General features: G+C 38.6%; 19 protein-coding genes. 8 read left to right on the top strand and 11 right to left on the bottom strand.

Features of this window, described 5'->3' with window-relative positions:
* Positions 1-3 precede the first annotated feature (3 nt).
* A complete protein-coding gene (locus BLQ18_RS00780; protein ID WP_090291703.1) occupies positions 4-924 on the top strand; it encodes an N-acetylmuramoyl-L-alanine amidase in 921 nt (306 codons plus the stop codon).
* A complete protein-coding gene (locus BLQ18_RS00775) occupies positions 925-1,953 on the top strand; it encodes an N-acetylmuramoyl-L-alanine amidase family protein (protein ID WP_090291701.1) in 1,029 nt (342 codons plus the stop codon).
* An 11-nt stretch (positions 1,954-1,964) separates the two neighbouring features.
* On the opposite strand, the gene arsM is transcribed toward BLQ18_RS00775, so the two are convergent.
* The 3 genes from arsM to BLQ18_RS00760 are packed head-to-tail and all read right to left on the bottom strand — an operon-like array spanning position 1,965 to position 4,353.
* Positions 1,965-2,930 (bottom strand): arsenosugar biosynthesis arsenite methyltransferase ArsM, encoded by a 966-nt coding sequence (gene arsM, locus BLQ18_RS00770; protein WP_090291699.1) that lies wholly within the window; start codon positions 2,928-2,930, stop codon positions 1,965-1,967.
* Positions 2,927-3,742, bottom strand: coding sequence for a purine-nucleoside phosphorylase (locus BLQ18_RS00765; protein WP_090291697.1), 816 nt, complete (start codon positions 3,740-3,742; stop codon positions 2,927-2,929). The genes arsM and BLQ18_RS00765 overlap by 4 nt, the downstream gene beginning before the upstream one ends.
* Positions 3,739-4,353, bottom strand: a complete 615-nt coding sequence (locus BLQ18_RS00760; protein WP_090293616.1) for a TIGR04282 family arsenosugar biosynthesis glycosyltransferase — start codon at positions 4,351-4,353, stop codon at positions 3,739-3,741. The genes BLQ18_RS00765 and BLQ18_RS00760 overlap by 4 nt, the downstream gene beginning before the upstream one ends.
* 168 nt (positions 4,354-4,521) lie before the next feature.
* On the opposite strand from BLQ18_RS00760, the gene BLQ18_RS00755 reads away from it, so the two are divergent.
* Entirely contained in the window at positions 4,522-6,339 is a 1,818-nt protein-coding gene (locus BLQ18_RS00755; protein ID WP_090291695.1) for a pyruvate kinase, read from the top strand.
* A gap of 463 nt (positions 6,340-6,802) precedes the next feature.
* On the opposite strand, the gene BLQ18_RS00750 is transcribed toward BLQ18_RS00755, so the two are convergent.
* Positions 6,803-7,030, bottom strand: a complete 228-nt coding sequence (locus tag BLQ18_RS00750; RefSeq protein WP_090291693.1) for a hypothetical protein — start codon at positions 7,028-7,030, stop codon at positions 6,803-6,805.
* Positions 7,031-7,308: 278 nt separating this feature from the next.
* Between BLQ18_RS00750 and BLQ18_RS00745 the strand changes: the two genes are divergently transcribed.
* On the top strand, positions 7,309-7,611 hold the full coding sequence (locus BLQ18_RS00745; RefSeq protein WP_090291691.1) for a hypothetical protein: 303 nt from the start codon (positions 7,309-7,311) through the stop codon (positions 7,609-7,611).
* A 98-nt stretch (positions 7,612-7,709) separates the two neighbouring features.
* Positions 7,710-9,239 carry a GH3 family acyl-acid amido synthetase gene (locus BLQ18_RS00740; protein ID WP_090291689.1) on the top strand — a complete coding sequence of 510 codons (1,530 nt, stop codon included), beginning with the start codon at positions 7,710-7,712 and terminating at the stop codon, positions 9,237-9,239.
* Here the strand turns inward: BLQ18_RS00740 and BLQ18_RS00735 are convergent, their stop codons facing one another.
* The 6 genes from BLQ18_RS00735 to BLQ18_RS00710 form a co-directional block, all read right to left on the bottom strand.
* Entirely contained in the window at positions 9,240-9,806 is a 567-nt protein-coding gene (locus tag BLQ18_RS00735) for a M48 family metalloprotease (RefSeq protein ID WP_175443694.1), read from the bottom strand.
* Positions 9,807-9,943: 137 nt separating this feature from the next.
* Positions 9,944-10,408: a hypothetical protein gene (locus BLQ18_RS00730; RefSeq protein ID WP_090291687.1), complete on the bottom strand. Its 465-nt coding sequence runs from the start codon at positions 10,406-10,408 to the stop codon at positions 9,944-9,946.
* A 93-nt stretch (positions 10,409-10,501) separates the two neighbouring features.
* A complete protein-coding gene (cls, locus tag BLQ18_RS00725; protein ID WP_090291685.1) occupies positions 10,502-11,923 on the bottom strand; it encodes a cardiolipin synthase in 1,422 nt (473 codons plus the stop codon).
* A 121-nt stretch (positions 11,924-12,044) separates the two neighbouring features.
* On the bottom strand, positions 12,045-12,284 hold the full coding sequence (locus tag BLQ18_RS00720; protein WP_090291683.1) for a YtxH domain-containing protein: 240 nt from the start codon (positions 12,282-12,284) through the stop codon (positions 12,045-12,047).
* Positions 12,285-12,327: 43 nt separating this feature from the next.
* Positions 12,328-12,489: a DUF1328 domain-containing protein gene (locus BLQ18_RS00715; RefSeq protein WP_090291681.1), complete on the bottom strand. Its 162-nt coding sequence runs from the start codon at positions 12,487-12,489 to the stop codon at positions 12,328-12,330.
* A 143-nt stretch (positions 12,490-12,632) separates the two neighbouring features.
* A complete protein-coding gene (locus BLQ18_RS00710) occupies positions 12,633-13,337 on the bottom strand; it encodes an SOS response-associated peptidase family protein (RefSeq protein ID WP_090291679.1) in 705 nt (234 codons plus the stop codon).
* Positions 13,338-13,536: 199 nt separating this feature from the next.
* Here BLQ18_RS00710 and BLQ18_RS00705 point away from each other — a divergent pair, with 199 nt between their 5' ends.
* Positions 13,537-14,574, top strand: coding sequence for a helix-turn-helix domain-containing protein (locus tag BLQ18_RS00705; protein WP_090291677.1), 1,038 nt, complete (start codon positions 13,537-13,539; stop codon positions 14,572-14,574).
* A 31-nt stretch (positions 14,575-14,605) separates the two neighbouring features.
* Here the strand turns inward: BLQ18_RS00705 and BLQ18_RS00700 are convergent, their stop codons facing one another.
* A complete protein-coding gene (locus tag BLQ18_RS00700; protein ID WP_139150345.1) occupies positions 14,606-15,052 on the bottom strand; it encodes a hypothetical protein in 447 nt (148 codons plus the stop codon).
* 101 nt (positions 15,053-15,153) lie between these two features.
* Here BLQ18_RS00700 and BLQ18_RS00695 point away from each other — a divergent pair, with 101 nt between their 5' ends.
* A complete protein-coding gene (locus tag BLQ18_RS00695) occupies positions 15,154-15,384 on the top strand; it encodes a helix-turn-helix domain-containing protein (RefSeq protein WP_245668046.1) in 231 nt (76 codons plus the stop codon).
* A gap of 28 nt (positions 15,385-15,412) precedes the next feature.
* Positions 15,413-15,640 (top strand): helix-turn-helix domain-containing protein, encoded by a 228-nt coding sequence (locus BLQ18_RS00690; RefSeq protein ID WP_139150344.1) that lies wholly within the window; start codon positions 15,413-15,415, stop codon positions 15,638-15,640.
* The last annotated feature ends 71 nt before the right edge of the window (positions 15,641-15,711 follow it).

Raw genomic sequence — 15,711 nt, 5'->3', positions numbered from 1 at the left:
TGTATGAAGTTTGTTTTATCCCTTTTCCTTTGGGTTTGGGCCTGCTTTTCCATTGCCGCACAAGATGACTTTTATTGGGTAACCGCTGAACAAGGAGATGGCATTTTTTCCCTCCTAAGAAAGCAAGGTTTGGATCCCGCAAAGCATTATAAAGATTTTCTGGAGTTAAATACAGAAGGTCTAAAAAATGGTAGTGATTTAAAAGTTGGTGTTGCCTATAAAGTTCCTGTGTCTAAAGACTCTTTTAAAAAGACAGGAGTTTTGGTGGAGTCGGAAGAAAATGTGGAAGCCCCCATTTTTGATAAGGAGTTGGGAAAGATGTCCCTAAAAAGTGAGACGCTCAGGGAGGCCGTTTATTATCTGATTGCATATGCTGGCGAACAAGGTGATGAAAGTTTTGTGCAGGATATTGCCAAAAGTGTCGCCGCTGATTTAATTACCAACGGTGCCCAGGTGTACATAATGGATAAAATTGAATTGGATGACGCATCCTTGTCCGACACCCAAAAAATGAATTCTTTCATTGAGACCATCAACAAAAAATACTTGCAGAACAGTGGTAAATACCAGCGAGTTTTGATCATTAGGGCGGACAACAAAGTGGAGAAAAGGAATATGAATATTGCCGTTTATCATCATAATAAGAGCGAGCAAGGTCAGCGTTTTGCCGATAACATTCAGAATGTATTCGAACAAAACAGTGTTTCCAATATTTCTTCAACCAAAGCTGATAGAGTTTTTAAGGATAAAACCAGTTTGTATTTAGCGCGGAATATACTTCCTGCTATTAGTTTGATTACGTTGGATGATGATGCCAAAACTGCGAATGAAAAAATATCGTTGAAGACCGATAAACAAAAATTGGCAAGTTTATTGAGCAATGGTATTATGAATGATTTTGTTGATCTAGAAATTGAAAATTAAATGAAACTCTATTTTCAGCCTTCTTTTATAGTACTTCTTTGTTTGAATTTGATGCCGACAGCTTTACTGGCCCAAGAATCTCTGTCCGAAGTTACCGCTGAACAGGGAGATGGAGTTTATTCTTTACTTCGAAGACATGGCGTAAGTCCAACAAAGTATTACAACGAGTTTGTGGAACTGAATGCTGAAAATTTGGGTTCCGATGAAGCTTTGTATGTTGGTCGTACCTATGTGTTGCCCGATACATTGGCCAATAAAAAGGTAGAGACAGAAATTTTAAGACCTTCTTACCCCATATTCGGAAAGGATTTTGTCCATGTGGATACTGTTAGTGATCGATTGGAAGACACCGTTTATTATTTGATTTCAGGGCATGGCGGACCTGACCCAGGAGCAGTTGAAAAATATGATGGAAAACTGATTGCCGAGGATGAATATGCCTACGATGTTACTTTGAGATTGGCTAGAGAACTTATTTCCCACGGAGCGGAGGTACATATTATTGTTCAGGATGAAAACGATGGCATTCGAGATGCAAGGGTTTTGGAATTGGATACCGACGAAATGGTAGGTTCTGAAGCAATTCCGTTAGGGCAATTGGCACGTTTGAAACAACGCACTGAAGCTGTAAATGAATTGTATCATGCTAACCGAGGAAAATACCAACGTTTATTGGTAACCCATGTAGATAGTCGAAGTAAAGGAACCAATATTGATGTGTTCTTTTATCACCATGAAAAGAGCAAGAATGGGAAACAACTTGCCGAAAGCATCCATCAAACCTTTATGCGGAAGTATAAAAAGTTTCAGCCTTATCGAAATTACAATGGATCCTTTAGTGATCGAAGCGGGTTGTACGTGGTCAAAAACACCTTACCAGCTGTTGCTTATATTGAAATAGGCAATATTCGAAGTAAAAAGGACCAGCGTAGAATCTTGGATCCTGATAACAGACAAGCTTTGGCCAAATGGATTTCCGAGGGTATTCTTTTGGACTACGAAACGTCAAATTCCGTGATAGCAAAATAAAAGGAGGAGGGTTAGCAACACCCCCCACCATTGTAATGCCATGTACTTTCACTGATAAAAATCTCATCGGAGACTTCGGCTAGGGCAGCTGCAGTTTTGTCACAAACGGCCAAAGGCTGGTTTTGAATCAAAACATGTCCTTTTTTATCGTCCAAGTATTCTTCCTTGCCAAAATAAATAGCCGTTTTTCCCGTGAACATACAAGGGCCGTCTTCGGGCATGGGGTCTTTTATGGCAGCTATTTCTATGGATTCAATATGGATAAGTTCATCCGTTGGATAATGGTTGGGAGAAAGAACGCGATATGATCTTTTTCCTCTGATTTCGATGGTGCCAAAACCAGCATCGGTCAAAACTTTTACGTAGTCTTTTAATGGAATACTTCCGCTGAGGCATTGTGCACGAAGACGGTCATCGTTACGAAGCTCATCGCTCATGGGCTGTTCGCAAATAGGATCGCTCATCACCAGCCTTCCGTGTGGTTTCAGTACGCGATACATTTCTGAAACGGCCTTTTTAAGGTCTTCCATTTTAAAAATATTGAAAAGGCAGTTCTGTGCCGCCACATCAATACTTTCATCTTCAACAGGAAGGTTAAGGGCATCTCCCTTCACCAAATTCACAAAATCACTTTTAAACCAGTCATTTTCCTGTTCGGCAACTTTAAAATTCTTACGGGAAGCTTCCAGCATTTCATCCACAGAATCCACACCGATCACCCCATTTTGCTGTCTAGAGAAATAGGAAAATTGTAGCAGTTCCATGCCCCCACCAACGCCAACGTATAAGATTTTGGGATTGTTCACCAAGTCTTGGGCCGAAACGGTGCTGCCACAACCGTAGTTCATATCCAACATAATTTGTGGGATAGAAAGTCCAGGGAATTGCCAAACGGGATTGGTGGTACAGCACAAACCAACATCTGGCGTTAGTGCTGCTTCTTTATATAAATCTTGGGTGGCTTCTAAATAGCTCATATTTCTTTGATTAATTCAGTGAACAATTTGATCATTTTGGGCTCGGTCTGTGCTGCAATATCCAAAATCTCTTGAATATTAACAGGTTCCAAGTTGTCGGGGTCGCACTCATCCGTTAAAACGGAAACCGCGACAATGGGTAGTCGTAAATGATTGGCAACTATTACTTCGGGTACCGTACTCATGCCAACGGCGTCTGCACCAAGGGTTTTAATCATGCGGTATTCAGCCTTGGTTTCCAACTGTGGTCCCACAACTGAAGCATACACGCCTTTTTGGAGTGAAATGCCTTCTTTTTCGGCAATTTTCTCCATTTTGCTGCGCATGGAAACATCATAGGGTTCGCTCATATCTACAAAGCGGTTGCCGAATTGCGATACATTTTTGAAGGCTAAAGGAGATCCACCTTGCAAGTTAATGTGGTCTTCAATCAACATAATATCCCCTTTTTTATAGTTGAGGTTCACCGCACCTGCAGCATTCGAAACAAATAGTTTTTGAACACCCAACTGGTGCATTACCCGAATTGGATAGGTAATATCTACAAAGTCATATCCTTCGTACAAATGGAACCGACCTTGCATTACCACTGCTTTTTTTCCTTCAATGGTTCCGTAAATTAATTTACCTGTATGAAACTCGACTGTGGCCAATGGAAAATGTGGAATATGATTGTAATGGGCCTCAATAGGATTTTCAATATTATCTATCAATTGCCCCAGTCCAGTTCCTAAAACGATACCTATTTCTGGAATTTCAAATCCTCGTTTTTTTAAATATTCAACGGATTCGTTCAATTGCTCTTGTGTCATTCTTTTATATGTTTTAAAAAAGGTTCGAACACCTTAATGTCTTTTATGTCTTCGTAATAATCTATGTCGTTTTTTTCTTCCAAAAGTGACACTTTAAAATTTGAAATGTCTTTTAAGGTATCTTTCAAAACGGTATCTGTGCCCCATGCTTTTTGTTGAAACAATTCTTCTTTTAAAGATTTCATGCCTAAAAGGTAATACCCACCATCTTGCGCAGGCCCCACTACAAAATCATGATTTTCGAGTTGCGCAAAAGCTTCTTCCAAATCGGATGGGTTGAGGTGGTACATATCACTTCCGATAATAATGACATTTTTGAAACCAGCATTAAAACCTTCGGAAAATGCATTTTTCATGCGTTCGCCTAAATCAGTTCCTTTTTGAAGCTTTTTACTATAAATCGTATGGTCCCAAATATCATCTTCCCAAATCTTCTCAGAATAAAAAACCCATTTATCAACCGCTAAGTCTTTGGTGAAATCAACTGTGCGCTCAATTAGGAATTTATAGATTTCCAGAGCAGCTTCATCACCCACTTTGGCTGCCAATCGGGTTTTGCATTTACCAAGTTCAGGATTTCTGGTAAGGATTAAAAGTAGGTTCTTGTTCAACACATTTGTTTTTAGAAAGGGTTCGTCAAATGCTGTTTAAAGATAGGTAGATTTTTGATTTTACTTGGTTAGGTTGGGGTGCTAAAGTTTTTCTAAAATAATCCAGACTGATGAATGTCAGTATTTTGAAAATGACCAATCCCGATATTTGTGGTTTAACCAGAACTCATGGGGATTAACAAGGAACAGCTTCAAACTATTGCATTGCGAATTGACGAGGTGATTGGCTTGATTCAAAAGGAAAACTTAGAGAATCATGCCTTGTTGGATGAGGTGTGTCCCAGTTATAAAAAAAGTGCCCAAAATCTTTCGCACTATGCTGCATTTCGTGGTTTTGATGCCCGAAGTATGCAAAAGGAGCTCAAACATTTAGGGTTAACAAGATTGGCCAATTCTGAGGGGAATATTCTTGGGAGTTTGATCAATTTAAAAGAGATAGTGCATAGTTTGCTTGGTGATTTTCCAAAATCAATGGATGATGATTTTCTCAATATTGGGGAAGGAAAAAAACTGTTGCAAAAGCATACCGATTATCTTTTTGGTGAAAGTGGGAATCATAGAAGGGTTAGAATCATGGTGACTCAGCCATCTGAGGCTGCCAATAATTATGATCTGGTTTTGGACATGGTGAAGGGTGGGATGGATTGTGCCCGAGTAAATTGTGCGCATGATCATCCTGAGGTTTGGAAAAAAATCATTGAAAACGTTCGAAAGGCGGAAGAAGAGTGTGGAATCAAAGTCAAAGTGGCCATGGACCTATCTGGACCAAAAATTAGGACGGGTGATATTGTGATGGGACCGAAAATAAAGCGGTTTAAAGCTCCCAAAGACCAAAATGGAGTCAGAAGGCCAGCTATTGTAAAGTTTGTTCCAGCTTCCAAATCGGTATTGGATCCTTTGGATGTGCCCGTTGATGAAGTTTGGCTGAAGCAATTACAGGTTGGGGACGATATTAAAACCAAAGATTGTAGAGGCAAGTCTCATAAAATAAAAGTGGTTAAGATATTGGAAGATGGCGTTTTATTGGAAAACCCTAAAACCATTTACCTAGAAACAGAAACAATTTTGAAACCTAAGCGGGCCAAACTGGGTGAAACTCAAATTGGCGAACTGCCTCCAGTAGAACAATCCATATTGGTGCGAGAGGGAGATGTTATTACGGTAACTGGAGAGGTTGGTGCATCCAGTTTGCCAAAGTTCGATGCAAAAGGAAACCTAGTGCACCCAGGGGTGATTGGTTGCATACCTGCCCAAATTGTAGAGCGGGTTAAAGTAGGAGACCGAATTTTGTTCGATGATGGAAAAATATCAGGGGAAGTCGAAACTTTGGGCAATGGAACTTTTCAAGTTAAAATTACTAGGGCAAAAGAAGGGGGAGCTATGCTCAAGGCTGAAAAGGGAATCAACCTTCCTGCATTGGATCTGGGTATTTCTGGTTTAACCGAAAAAGACCGCGAAGATTTAAAATTTGTGGTACAGCATGCGGATATCGTAAATGTATCCTATGTAAATTCCGAAGCGGATGTGGTTGAACTTTTAAGCGAGTTGGAAAGTTTGGGTGCCAAGCCAGAATTGGGTGTCATTTTAAAAATCGAGACACAATCAGCCTATAAAAACTTGATTGGAATACTCCTGACTGCCATGCAACGAAAACATTTGGGGGTTATGATCGCAAGGGGAGATTTAGCCCTTGAGGTAGGTTGGAAAAATATGGGGATGGTGCAAGAGGGCATTCTTTCCTTTTGCAGTGCAGCGCACATTCCAGTGGTTTGGGCCACACAAGTTTTGGAAAGTCTGGCCAAAAAAGGATTGCCATTCAGATCAGAAATAACCGATATAACCTCATCCGTTCAGGCTGAGTGTGTAATGCTGAACAAAGGGCCGCACATCAACAAAGCGATTTCATTTTTGCACGAGGTACTTTTGAACAGTGAAACCTCACACGATAAAAAAGAAGTGATGTTGCCCAAGATGAAATGGGATTAAAAGGAAAGGGCACCCATTGGGCGCCCTTAAAGAGAGACATTATTAACTATAAGAATTCTTGGTAGTGTTTAGTATAGTTTAATAAAGATATTGGTATATGCTATTGACCAGAGCATATACTGACATTGCAATGGTAAAATACCAAAAAAGGTATCCTAGTTTAGATTCAATAGTGTTCATTTTTTGAGTCTTTTCTTTTCGTGTTCTGATTACTTGGGATACCGAAATTATCCAAAACTTCGCAGCTATAAACCTAAATTATATTCGTTGTAAGAAAATGAACATAACTGGTATCAATGACTATATAAATGGTAATTGGGTATAAGTAATAGGTGGCAGGTTGTAAAAAGTATTAAATGTCTTGTAGTCAATAAATTAGAATGCTTCTGGTAAGTAAAGGCAAAAAAGAAAGGGTGTCTGGTTAGAATTCCAAACACCCTTTTAATTTATTTAAGACTTATGCTTATACCAATGGTGTGCCTTTCAAACGCTTTTCAATTTTGCGTTTCTTTTCTGTAAGGCTTTTCATGGTTTCCATTAATTTGGAATCCTTGGTACGCTTGTATATCTCGTTTAGGGAAAGAATTAAACTTTTGGCCTCTCGGGACGCCTCAACCCTGTCACTGGTGGACATGTGGCTCATGGGCCTTTTCTCAAATTCTTCCGCCTGTTGTAGTAACTCTTGAGTCATTTTTGTTTAAAATTATTCTGAATTCGCTAAATATAAGAGTTAGTTTGATATTTTCTAACTATAGTGCCATTTGATTTTCATATTTATGAAAATATTAAGAGGTTGACCCGAAAGCAGATAACACAATTTAACATTAATTGTTGGTAGGATTCAGCGTATTTTAGCGCTCTAATAAGCTTCAATTTTTAGCACAACTGAAATATTTTTCAATGTTAATTTAATGTTTCTTAATTGTAAAATTAATTTCTTTTCGGTTATTTTTGCTTAAAATTAGTTCCGTGGAAATCATTTGGAAATCATCAACATCAAAACAGCAATTGGCATATGTTCAAAGGTTGGAATTGGAATATGCCGTTCGCTTACAGGTCATCAAGATTTTGATTTCTGAAGCCGAACATTTGATGGATTATCTTTCTTTGATTACCGTCGAAATTAATGCACATTACGGAAGTGTTTCTGTGCACGATGATACACCTGAACCATTACTTTCCATGGTGTCCAAAAAATTGGTTCAACCGCTACAAAAGGCTTCGCCAAAAATTAAGAACAAAACATTGGCAGCGATTTCTTTTATAGGGTAAATCCCAATTCGTATTTCAGTCAATCTTAAAATCAAATGAGTAAAGCTACGCTATGTGGTTAGGGTAATTTTGATTGTATAAAATCAAAAATACACAGCATGGCAATTATAGGAAACATCATAAAAGGGATTATCGAAGCTAAAGATACGCTTAGCGGTGATGAAAACCCTGTTGAAGAACAGCAGAAAGTACTGAAAGAACTCTTGGAAACTGCCAAGGACACTCAATTTGGAAAACATTATAGATTTGAAGAGATTTTAGCGTCTGACAACATTCAAGAAGCCTTTTCAAAAGCAATTCCTTATCACGATTATCATAAAATTTCAGAAGAGTGGTGGCATAAAACCATTGAAGGTGAACCTGATGTAACATGGCCAGGCAGCCCCGATTTTTTTGCTTTGAGTTCAGGAACCACTGGTAAAAAGTCCAAGCGAATTCCTGTGACCAATGCAATGATTGACTCCATTAAAAGTGCTGGAAAAAAACAAATTTTTGCATTGAGCAATTTTGATATGCCTGCAGATTTTTTTGAAAAGGAAATCATGATGTTGGGTAGTTCCACAGATTTGCAGGAGCGAGATGGCCATAAAGAGGGGGAAATAAGTGGTATAAGTGCCAGTAATATTCCCTTTTGGTTTAAAAAATATTACAAACCTGGAGACGAAATCGCTCAAATAGATGATTGGGACGAACGCGTTTTGACCATTGCCAAGCAAGCCAAGCAATGGGATATTGGGGCTTTAAGTGGAATTCCATCTTGGTTGGAATTGATGCTGAAGAAGGTAATTGAATACCATAAAGTTGACCATATCCATGAAATTTGGCCCAATCTGCAGGTGTACACTTCTGGCGGGGTGGCTTTTGATCCTTATGAAAAAAGTTTCAATGCCCTACTAGGCAAACCGATACAAATTATCGATACCTATTTGGCTTCCGAAGGATTTTTGGCTTTCCAAAGTCGACCAGAGACTACTTCCATGAAGCTGGTGACGGACAATGGTGTTTATTTTGAGTTTGTTCCCTTTAAACCCGAGTATGTAAACCAAGATGGTTCATTAACGAACGAAGCCCCATCTTTAACCTTAGATCAGGTAGAGGAAGATGAAGACTATGTTTTGATTATTTCTACGGTTACTGGGGCTTGGCGCTACATTATTGGCGATACCATTGCCTTTACAGATGTGGAAAGAGCTGAAATCAAAATTACGGGTCGTACCAAGTTTTTCTTGAACACTGTAGGTTCGCAACTTTCTGTAAACAAGTTGAACGACGCGGTAAAGCATTTGGAGGAAACTTTGGATATTAAAATTCCTGAATACACCCTTTGTGCAAAACGTTTTGATGATGGCTTTTACCATTCTTGGTATTTGGGTACTGATTCTGAAAAAAGTATAGCAGGAGAAAAAGCTGCGCAAATTTTGGATGACTTTTTAAAGGATGCCAATAAAAATTACAAAGTGGCCCGAAGCAAAGCTTTGGAAGGTGTAAAAGTGAAGTTTGTGCCCCAACAAGTATTTGCCGATTGGAGTGGTGCCAACAAGAAAAAAGGAGGTCAGGTTAAAATGGAACGGGTTATGGGAGAAGAGAAGTTTGCCGAATGGGAAGCTTTTGTTTCGCAGGAAGTCTAATTATTCAATTCCTTTGAGGGAATCTTGTTCCTTCACCATTTCTAAAATTTCATCTGGGGATAGGTAGTATTTTTTGATTCTGGCTTTGTACGAATCTTGTATTTCCGAATTCCCCAGAATAAAATTCTTCGTTTTTAAAATATAGTCGGACATCCCTCTGGACACCGCAAAAGAGTCAGCAGTTCGCTCCGCTTTTCGCACAAAACTATCCGAGAACAGATACCCAAGTCCAAACCCGATAAGGTTCAATCCGTTTCGTTGTCGGTAATCCATAATATGGCCCAGTTCGTGGCCAATCCATCCGATCAATACTTCCGAAGGAACATCAACGGTTCTAAATTTCTTTCCTGATATTTTAAAATTCTCACTGATCAATATTTTATAGCCACGGTTCTTTTTGGGTTTAAAAATGTCGTTCCAAGAAGGTTGTGCCAACATAACCGATTTCTTGATGTCCTTTTTGAATTTAAACTCAATGGGGGTGTTTTTAAGCTCTGGAAAATGCATTAAGGCAAGCTCTACTTCAGTTTTAATGGGTTGGGGTATTTTGGCAATAGGCTCTGACATAAAAAGGGTTAGGGTTATAAATAGTATAAAAAATAGAATGATAAGTCTTAATCGTTCTTTCAAAAAATTAAAATTTATGGATTAAAAAAAAGGGCAAATTCAATTTGCCCTTTTCCTAGTTAGTGTTTAAGCTGTTATTAGAACTGATATCTAAGCCCTAGTGCAATATCTAGGTCCAGATCATCGGAATAGTTATCGTTAAATCCAAGTTCTGGTCGCATATCCAGGGAAATGAGCAAAGGGAAATCAAAATCGTATTCAATACCTAGGTCACCTGCAACAAGTGCAAATACGCCATCATTTTCGCCAGCGTCGAAAGAACCGACACCACCACCAGCACCTACATACCAATGGAAACCGCCATCAATTGGCATTACCCATTGGTAAAGCCCTACCAGTTTAAAAGCATCTACATTATTGGAGTCTCTCCATCCAAGGTCGAACTCTAGTCGATTGTTTTCTTTTAGGTAGTGTTGATAAGAGATTTCACCTCCAAATCCGTCATTATCTCCAACTCGAATACCAAGTGCGTTTTTAGAAATACTTTGCGCGCTTACCGCTGTTCCTACTATTAAAAAAAGAATTAAAATTAAGTTTTTCATGATTGTTTTATTTGATGACAAATTTAGGGCAGGGGTGTAATCGGGCTTGTCTCATTTCATTTAATGATTGATGCAAAACCGTTTAAAAAAATGTTAAAGTAGGGGTCTGAAAAATTTGAAGAGGCCTTCTAAAAATCGCTGTACAAAGGTTCTGTTCTTAAAATCTTCCAAATGGAGCAAATTGGCCCTGTCACATTGTAGTTTGTACTCTTTCAACACTTCTTTTGTGATTGCTTCATCATAAATCAAGATGTTGGTTTCGTAATTGAGTTCAAAACTGCGCACATCAAAGTTTCCCGAACCGATTGAGGTAATATCGTCATCGACAATCATAATCTTACTATGGGAAAAGTCCTCTCGTAGATAAATTTTAACCCCCACTTCCAAAAGTTCTTCAAATTGGGAGAACATGGCATACTTTGCCATTTTGGAATCGGATTTTTTGGGAACCAACAAGGTGATTTCAACCCCTTGCAATGCCCGTATTTTTAGGTTTTGAAGAAAGGCTTCTCCAGGAACAAAATAGGGGTTGGCAATATAAATGGAATGCTCGGCCTCGTTCATCATTCCCAAATATTGTTGCAAAATTGTGGGGTGTTTGGAATCTGGACCACCTGCTACCACCTGTGCGACTGCATTTCCTTTAGGTTCTTGCTCCACCAAATAGTCATCGATGTTAAATTCATCATCGCGGCTAGCAAAATAGTAGTCTTTTAAAAACACCAAATGCAGATCGTTTACAATAGGCCCTTCCAATTTAACATGAATGTCCTTCCATTTTCCCAGCTCGTTTCTTCCTTTAATGTATTTGTCTGAAATGTTTACCCCGCCTGTAAATGCCACCTCGTTATCTATCACTACAATTTTTCGGTGATTACGGAAATTGAGCGAAAACAATAAATTTTTTATTCGGATGGGCATAATCGGGTAAATTTTTACACCGATCTCTTGAAAGTGCTTTCTAGGTCTGCCCCGAAGATGATAGCTGCCCAAAGAATCGTAAATGATTCGAATCTCGACCCCTTCGTTGATCTTGCGTTTAAATAAGTCGATCATTTTATTGAGCAAATCGCCTCGTTCCAATATATAATATTGCAGATGGATGAATTCTTTGGCTTCTTCCATTGCCTTGAACAAGGTGTTGAAGGTTTCCCCACCATCTTGCAGAACGGAAACCTTGTTCTCATTTGTGGCTTTGGTTCCTGAACTTTTTTTAATCAGGTCGTTCAGCTTTTTTTTGCGTAAATCGGATTCGAAATTAACCCAGTAAGGTTGATCTAAAGATTTTAGGGAGTAGGTATATTTTTTCTTTCGTTCAAATTCACGGTTGTTAAAGAATTTGAATTTTCTGCGGTTCATTCCAAATAGGTAATACAGCAAGGCACCTAAAAAAGGGAAAATAATGATCAGCATTACCCAGCTTATAGAACGGCTTGGTCGCTGACCATGATAAATTATGGCGCCAATGGCCCAAATGGAGGTAATAATATATAATATGGTCAGTGTAGTGTTCAAATAGGTTGAGAGTTTAAATCAATTTCTAATGTAAGCATCTATTGGCTAATTTAAATGTGGTGTAAACTAAAAAAACTCTGGTAGGTTGTACCAGAGTTTAGTTGTAATGGTTATTCAGTGTTTATGAAATAGTATCAGTTGCTTTGTCAATTTCATCTTCAACTTCGTCTGCGGCATCTTCCAATTTATCTCCTACATCTTCAGCAGCGTCTTCGATGTCTTCTCCAGCTTCTTCAAGACCATCTCCTACATCTTCAATGGCATCTTCAACTTTATCTTCGGTTGTTTCTCTGCAGCTTGTCATGCTCAAGGTCATTGCCATGGCCATGAAAAGCATAAATATACTTAGTGACTTTCTCATATTTGTGTGTTTTAGGTTAATGATAGTTTTATATGTTTCTTTTTTAGATTCGTTTTCTTCCTGTAATCAGTGAAATGATAAAAAGTACAACGAATATGAAGAATAGTATTTTAGCTATACTTGCGGCACCAGCGGCAATACCACCGAATCCGAAAATACCTGCCACAATGGCTAAAATTATAAAGGTGATTGTCCAACGTAACATAATGATAGTGTTTTAAGTTAATGTCTGACTATCTCTTAATCAGTACATTACAAATTTCCATTAATTTTTGTTTGATCATTGTCGCTTTTACGTTTAACATTAACTCAAAAGCTAATTTTCTTGTGCTTTTTCCCAAATTCCTGTTAAGAATTGCTCATAAGCTTTTCAAACCTAGTGGTCGATGGGGTGTTTTGAGTAGTGATGTAATGGTCAAAAAAATCACTGGAAAGTTGTTCGGCTTTCAATTCAATCTTAACAGGTTCTCCCATTATTTTCTTCAAGTCTTTGGTGCTTGTAGATTTGGATAACCACGTGTCTGCTTTTTCTTTAGGGATGATAACGGGTGCCAAATGACTCAAGTCGTGATAATTTGAGGTAAAGCTGTCCATAGTGTCCGTAATCAAGGCCGTACATCGAAAACCGTCTTCCAAAATATTATAGGTGCCTGCCAAGTAAAAGGGCTTGTTGGAAGGTTGGTGCAAATAAAAACTCAAGGTTTTTCCTTTTTTAACCAAATGCGTGTAAAACCCAGTAACAATTATTAAGCACCGTCTTTCGGTAAGAGATTCCTTCATCCAATTGATATGTTCAAGATCCTGAATAGGAACATTAAGGGTGTTGGCCTTATCTTGAAAATTGGCCCACTCCTCTTCAAAGTCCTGAGGCATGAGTCCCCAAATGGCAAATGTGATCTCTGATTTGTTTGCCATGGTCACCACGCTCAAATTGCTTTCGTTAAATCCGTTAATGACAGGGTTTGGTTTGTATAAATTTGGATATCTAAAAGAAAGTCCAAACTCCTCCTCAATCATTTCGCGTTCCGCTACATTAGAAAGTTTGTAAATCATGATACATTAATTTATGTGTTTGCAAGTAACTGGATTTAGGTAAATTGGGTTGACCCAAATGATTTTAATTGTGATGCTTTTCAAAATGAAACTGTAAAACCTTGCCTAATCCATATTTTAAACTGGCTCGTATATAAACAAAGCCTATCTTTATAAGTTCGGGAATTTGGAATAAATTTTAACAACAACCTCAACCTATATGATTACAATTAAAGTCGATGCTCAAGATACCGCCGAATCGGTTGCGCAGTTACAAAATGTACTTGGTGGTAGAATTACCGAGCGTTGGGGGGAGCATGTTCTTGAAATTGATAATGAAAAGGCCAAAGGAAGCATAAAGTTCATCACTTTTGGGTGGGGCGGAAGTTTGCTTTTATTGGATATCATTTTTCATGATGAGGTGTATATTGAAGTGGATACCTCCAACTTTAACCCAATTAGTTTTTATTATTGTTTGGAGGGGTATTGCGGGCACAAATTTGGGTATCAGCCAGAGGATGCCATTCAGTTTATGGAGCAATACCATTCTGCAATTCTTACCAATCGCGATGGAGGTATTTCCGATCGCTATTTCCCAAAAGATGAAAAACTCAATATCAGCATCATTCAAGTGAAGCGCAAGCAGTTTTTGCGTAAAAGATTAAATCAAGGGGAGAACTTGAACAAAGAACTGTACCGTGTATTTATGGATACCGACTATGAGCAGGTGTTCGCCTATTTTGGATCGTACAATCTTAAGATTGCCGATGTAATGGCCCAAATGAACAAAATAGAGGCCAAAGGAATGATTCGCATAATGCAGATTGAAGGCATGGTGTACCAAATATTGTCCATGCACATGATGCAACACAACAAGGAGATCAATAATAGAAGGCCAGCCACTACCTTGTTAAAAAGAGAATTGAAGCAGATTCGCAACTTCGCCAAAAAACTGGATAATCAAATTGCGAAGGATTTTACCTTGGAAGATATTTCGGCCGAAACGGGATTAACACAAGCAAAGCTTCAAGAAGGATTTAAATTGCTCTACAACAACACGGTAACCGAATATATTCGTAATACAAGATTGGAAAAGGCAAGAGACCTTATTGCAAATTCAGAAATGAACATCTCCGAAGTGGTGTATTCGATTGGATTTACCAGTAGAAGCTATTTCTCCAAAATTTTCAAAGAAAAGTACGGTATTAGCCCTAGCGAGTTTAAAAACAGCAAACGGGAAGCTGTTATGGTTGAGTAGTGCGCTTAAAGCCTTGTTTATAAAGCAATTTTCAAGGATTAAAGCGGTAAAGGGGGGTGCGGAACTGTTCCACGCCAAGTATACCTGTGTATACATGGGTCACCTCTACACGAAGTAAGGGGTCTGGGGCATCGATAATATAGGTTAGTACAAGTTTTTCTTCGTCCATATAGTACCTGCCGTTGTTCAAGGGTCGGGGTAGGGAGCGCATTTTGCCGCTATGGAACTCGGTATTGTTTGGAACTAAAAACTGAAAGGAAAAACTGAAAACGGGATTGTCCAGCACCGTCATCTCCGCCAGATTTTTTTGAGGCAGTTTATGAAGGATGATGCGGCTCTTGTGCTTTTGCACTTGGTTTAAAAATTGCCTGCTTTTATAGTTGAGGATGATAAGCGAGGCAAAGGAGATCCGTAGGGATGTTTTGGGGTCTTGTTGTAGATAGTTGGAAAAAGTGGGTAAAATGGAATGTGTAGGCATGATGGATGGTTGGATTGTTAGATTTTGGGATTGTGTAAAAATATACAAAATGACGTTTACGTCATTAATTTCGACCTTCAAAATTTTGACATTGCTGTCGTATGATGGATACCGACGATCAAAATGTTGACTTTTTAAAGGACTTAGCTAATCGGGTTAAGGGGTTGAGAGAAGCTAAAAATCTTACCCAAGAAGATGCCTACAATGATACGGGAATCCACTTTGGACGTATAGAAACTGGCAAATGGGACCCAAAGTTCAGTACAATCAAAAGAATTACTACCTATTTTAAATTGAGCATCACTGAGTTTTTTGCCGAAGGATTTGATTGATAAATAAGTTGTTGCTAAGCTTAAAGATTTGACAAAAGAAGAAGAACAATTCCTGAAGAAATTTGGCGAGCAGATACGTCGATTACGTAAAGAAAAAGGGATGACCCAAGCCGATTTGGTGTTTGAAGCCAAGGTTCATGGAAATATGATAGGTCGCATAGAACGCGGTGAAAGGGCAGCCAATCTTCTTCAACTTCATAAAATTGCCAAAGCACTTGAAATTAGTGTGGAAGAGCTTTTTGAGTTTAAGGAGTAAACAACTCCAGTCATCCATTTTATTCTTATTTTGGGGTATAGTTGTGTTTTTATATTTATACAAACTAGTTG

It is taken from the genome of Flagellimonas zhangzhouensis (assembly GCF_900102925.1).
GTDB classification, from domain to species: Bacteria; Bacteroidota; Bacteroidia; order Flavobacteriales; family Flavobacteriaceae; genus Flagellimonas; species Flagellimonas zhangzhouensis.
This window is presented reverse-complemented; position numbering and strand designations above follow the sequence as displayed.

Bases quoted from the DNA above. Each gene is read 5' to 3' on its own strand.
- BLQ18_RS00765 (WP_090291697.1), bottom strand. From the start codon at position 3,742: ATGACACAAGAGCAATTGAACGAATCCGTTGAATATTTAAAAAAACGA.
- BLQ18_RS00755 (WP_090291695.1), top strand. From the start codon at position 4,522: ATGGGGATTAACAAGGAACAGCTTCAAACTATTGCATTGCGAATTGAC.
- BLQ18_RS00710 (WP_090291679.1), bottom strand. From the start codon at position 13,337: ATGATTTACAAACTTTCTAATGTAGCGGAACGCGAAATGATTGAGGAG.
- BLQ18_RS00750 (WP_090291693.1), bottom strand. From the start codon at position 7,030: ATGACTCAAGAGTTACTACAACAGGCGGAAGAATTTGAGAAAAGGCCC.
- BLQ18_RS00780 (WP_090291703.1), top strand. From the start codon at position 4: ATGAAGTTTGTTTTATCCCTTTTCCTTTGGGTTTGGGCCTGCTTTTCC.
- BLQ18_RS00775 (WP_090291701.1), top strand. From the start codon at position 925: ATGAAACTCTATTTTCAGCCTTCTTTTATAGTACTTCTTTGTTTGAAT.
- BLQ18_RS00720 (WP_090291683.1), bottom strand. From the start codon at position 12,284: ATGAGAAAGTCACTAAGTATATTTATGCTTTTCATGGCCATGGCAATG.
- BLQ18_RS00705 (WP_090291677.1), top strand. From the start codon at position 13,537: ATGATTACAATTAAAGTCGATGCTCAAGATACCGCCGAATCGGTTGCG.
- BLQ18_RS00715 (WP_090291681.1), bottom strand. From the start codon at position 12,489: ATGTTACGTTGGACAATCACCTTTATAATTTTAGCCATTGTGGCAGGT.
- BLQ18_RS00695 (WP_245668046.1), top strand. From the start codon at position 15,154: ATGATGGATACCGACGATCAAAATGTTGACTTTTTAAAGGACTTAGCT.
- BLQ18_RS00730 (WP_090291687.1), bottom strand. From the start codon at position 10,408: ATGAAAAACTTAATTTTAATTCTTTTTTTAATAGTAGGAACAGCGGTA.
- BLQ18_RS00700 (WP_139150345.1), bottom strand. From the start codon at position 15,052: ATGCCTACACATTCCATTTTACCCACTTTTTCCAACTATCTACAACAA.
- arsM (WP_090291699.1), bottom strand. From the start codon at position 2,930: ATGAGCTATTTAGAAGCCACCCAAGATTTATATAAAGAAGCAGCACTA.
- BLQ18_RS00735 (WP_175443694.1), bottom strand. From the start codon at position 9,806: ATGTCAGAGCCTATTGCCAAAATACCCCAACCCATTAAAACTGAAGTA.
- BLQ18_RS00740 (WP_090291689.1), top strand. From the start codon at position 7,710: ATGGCAATTATAGGAAACATCATAAAAGGGATTATCGAAGCTAAAGAT.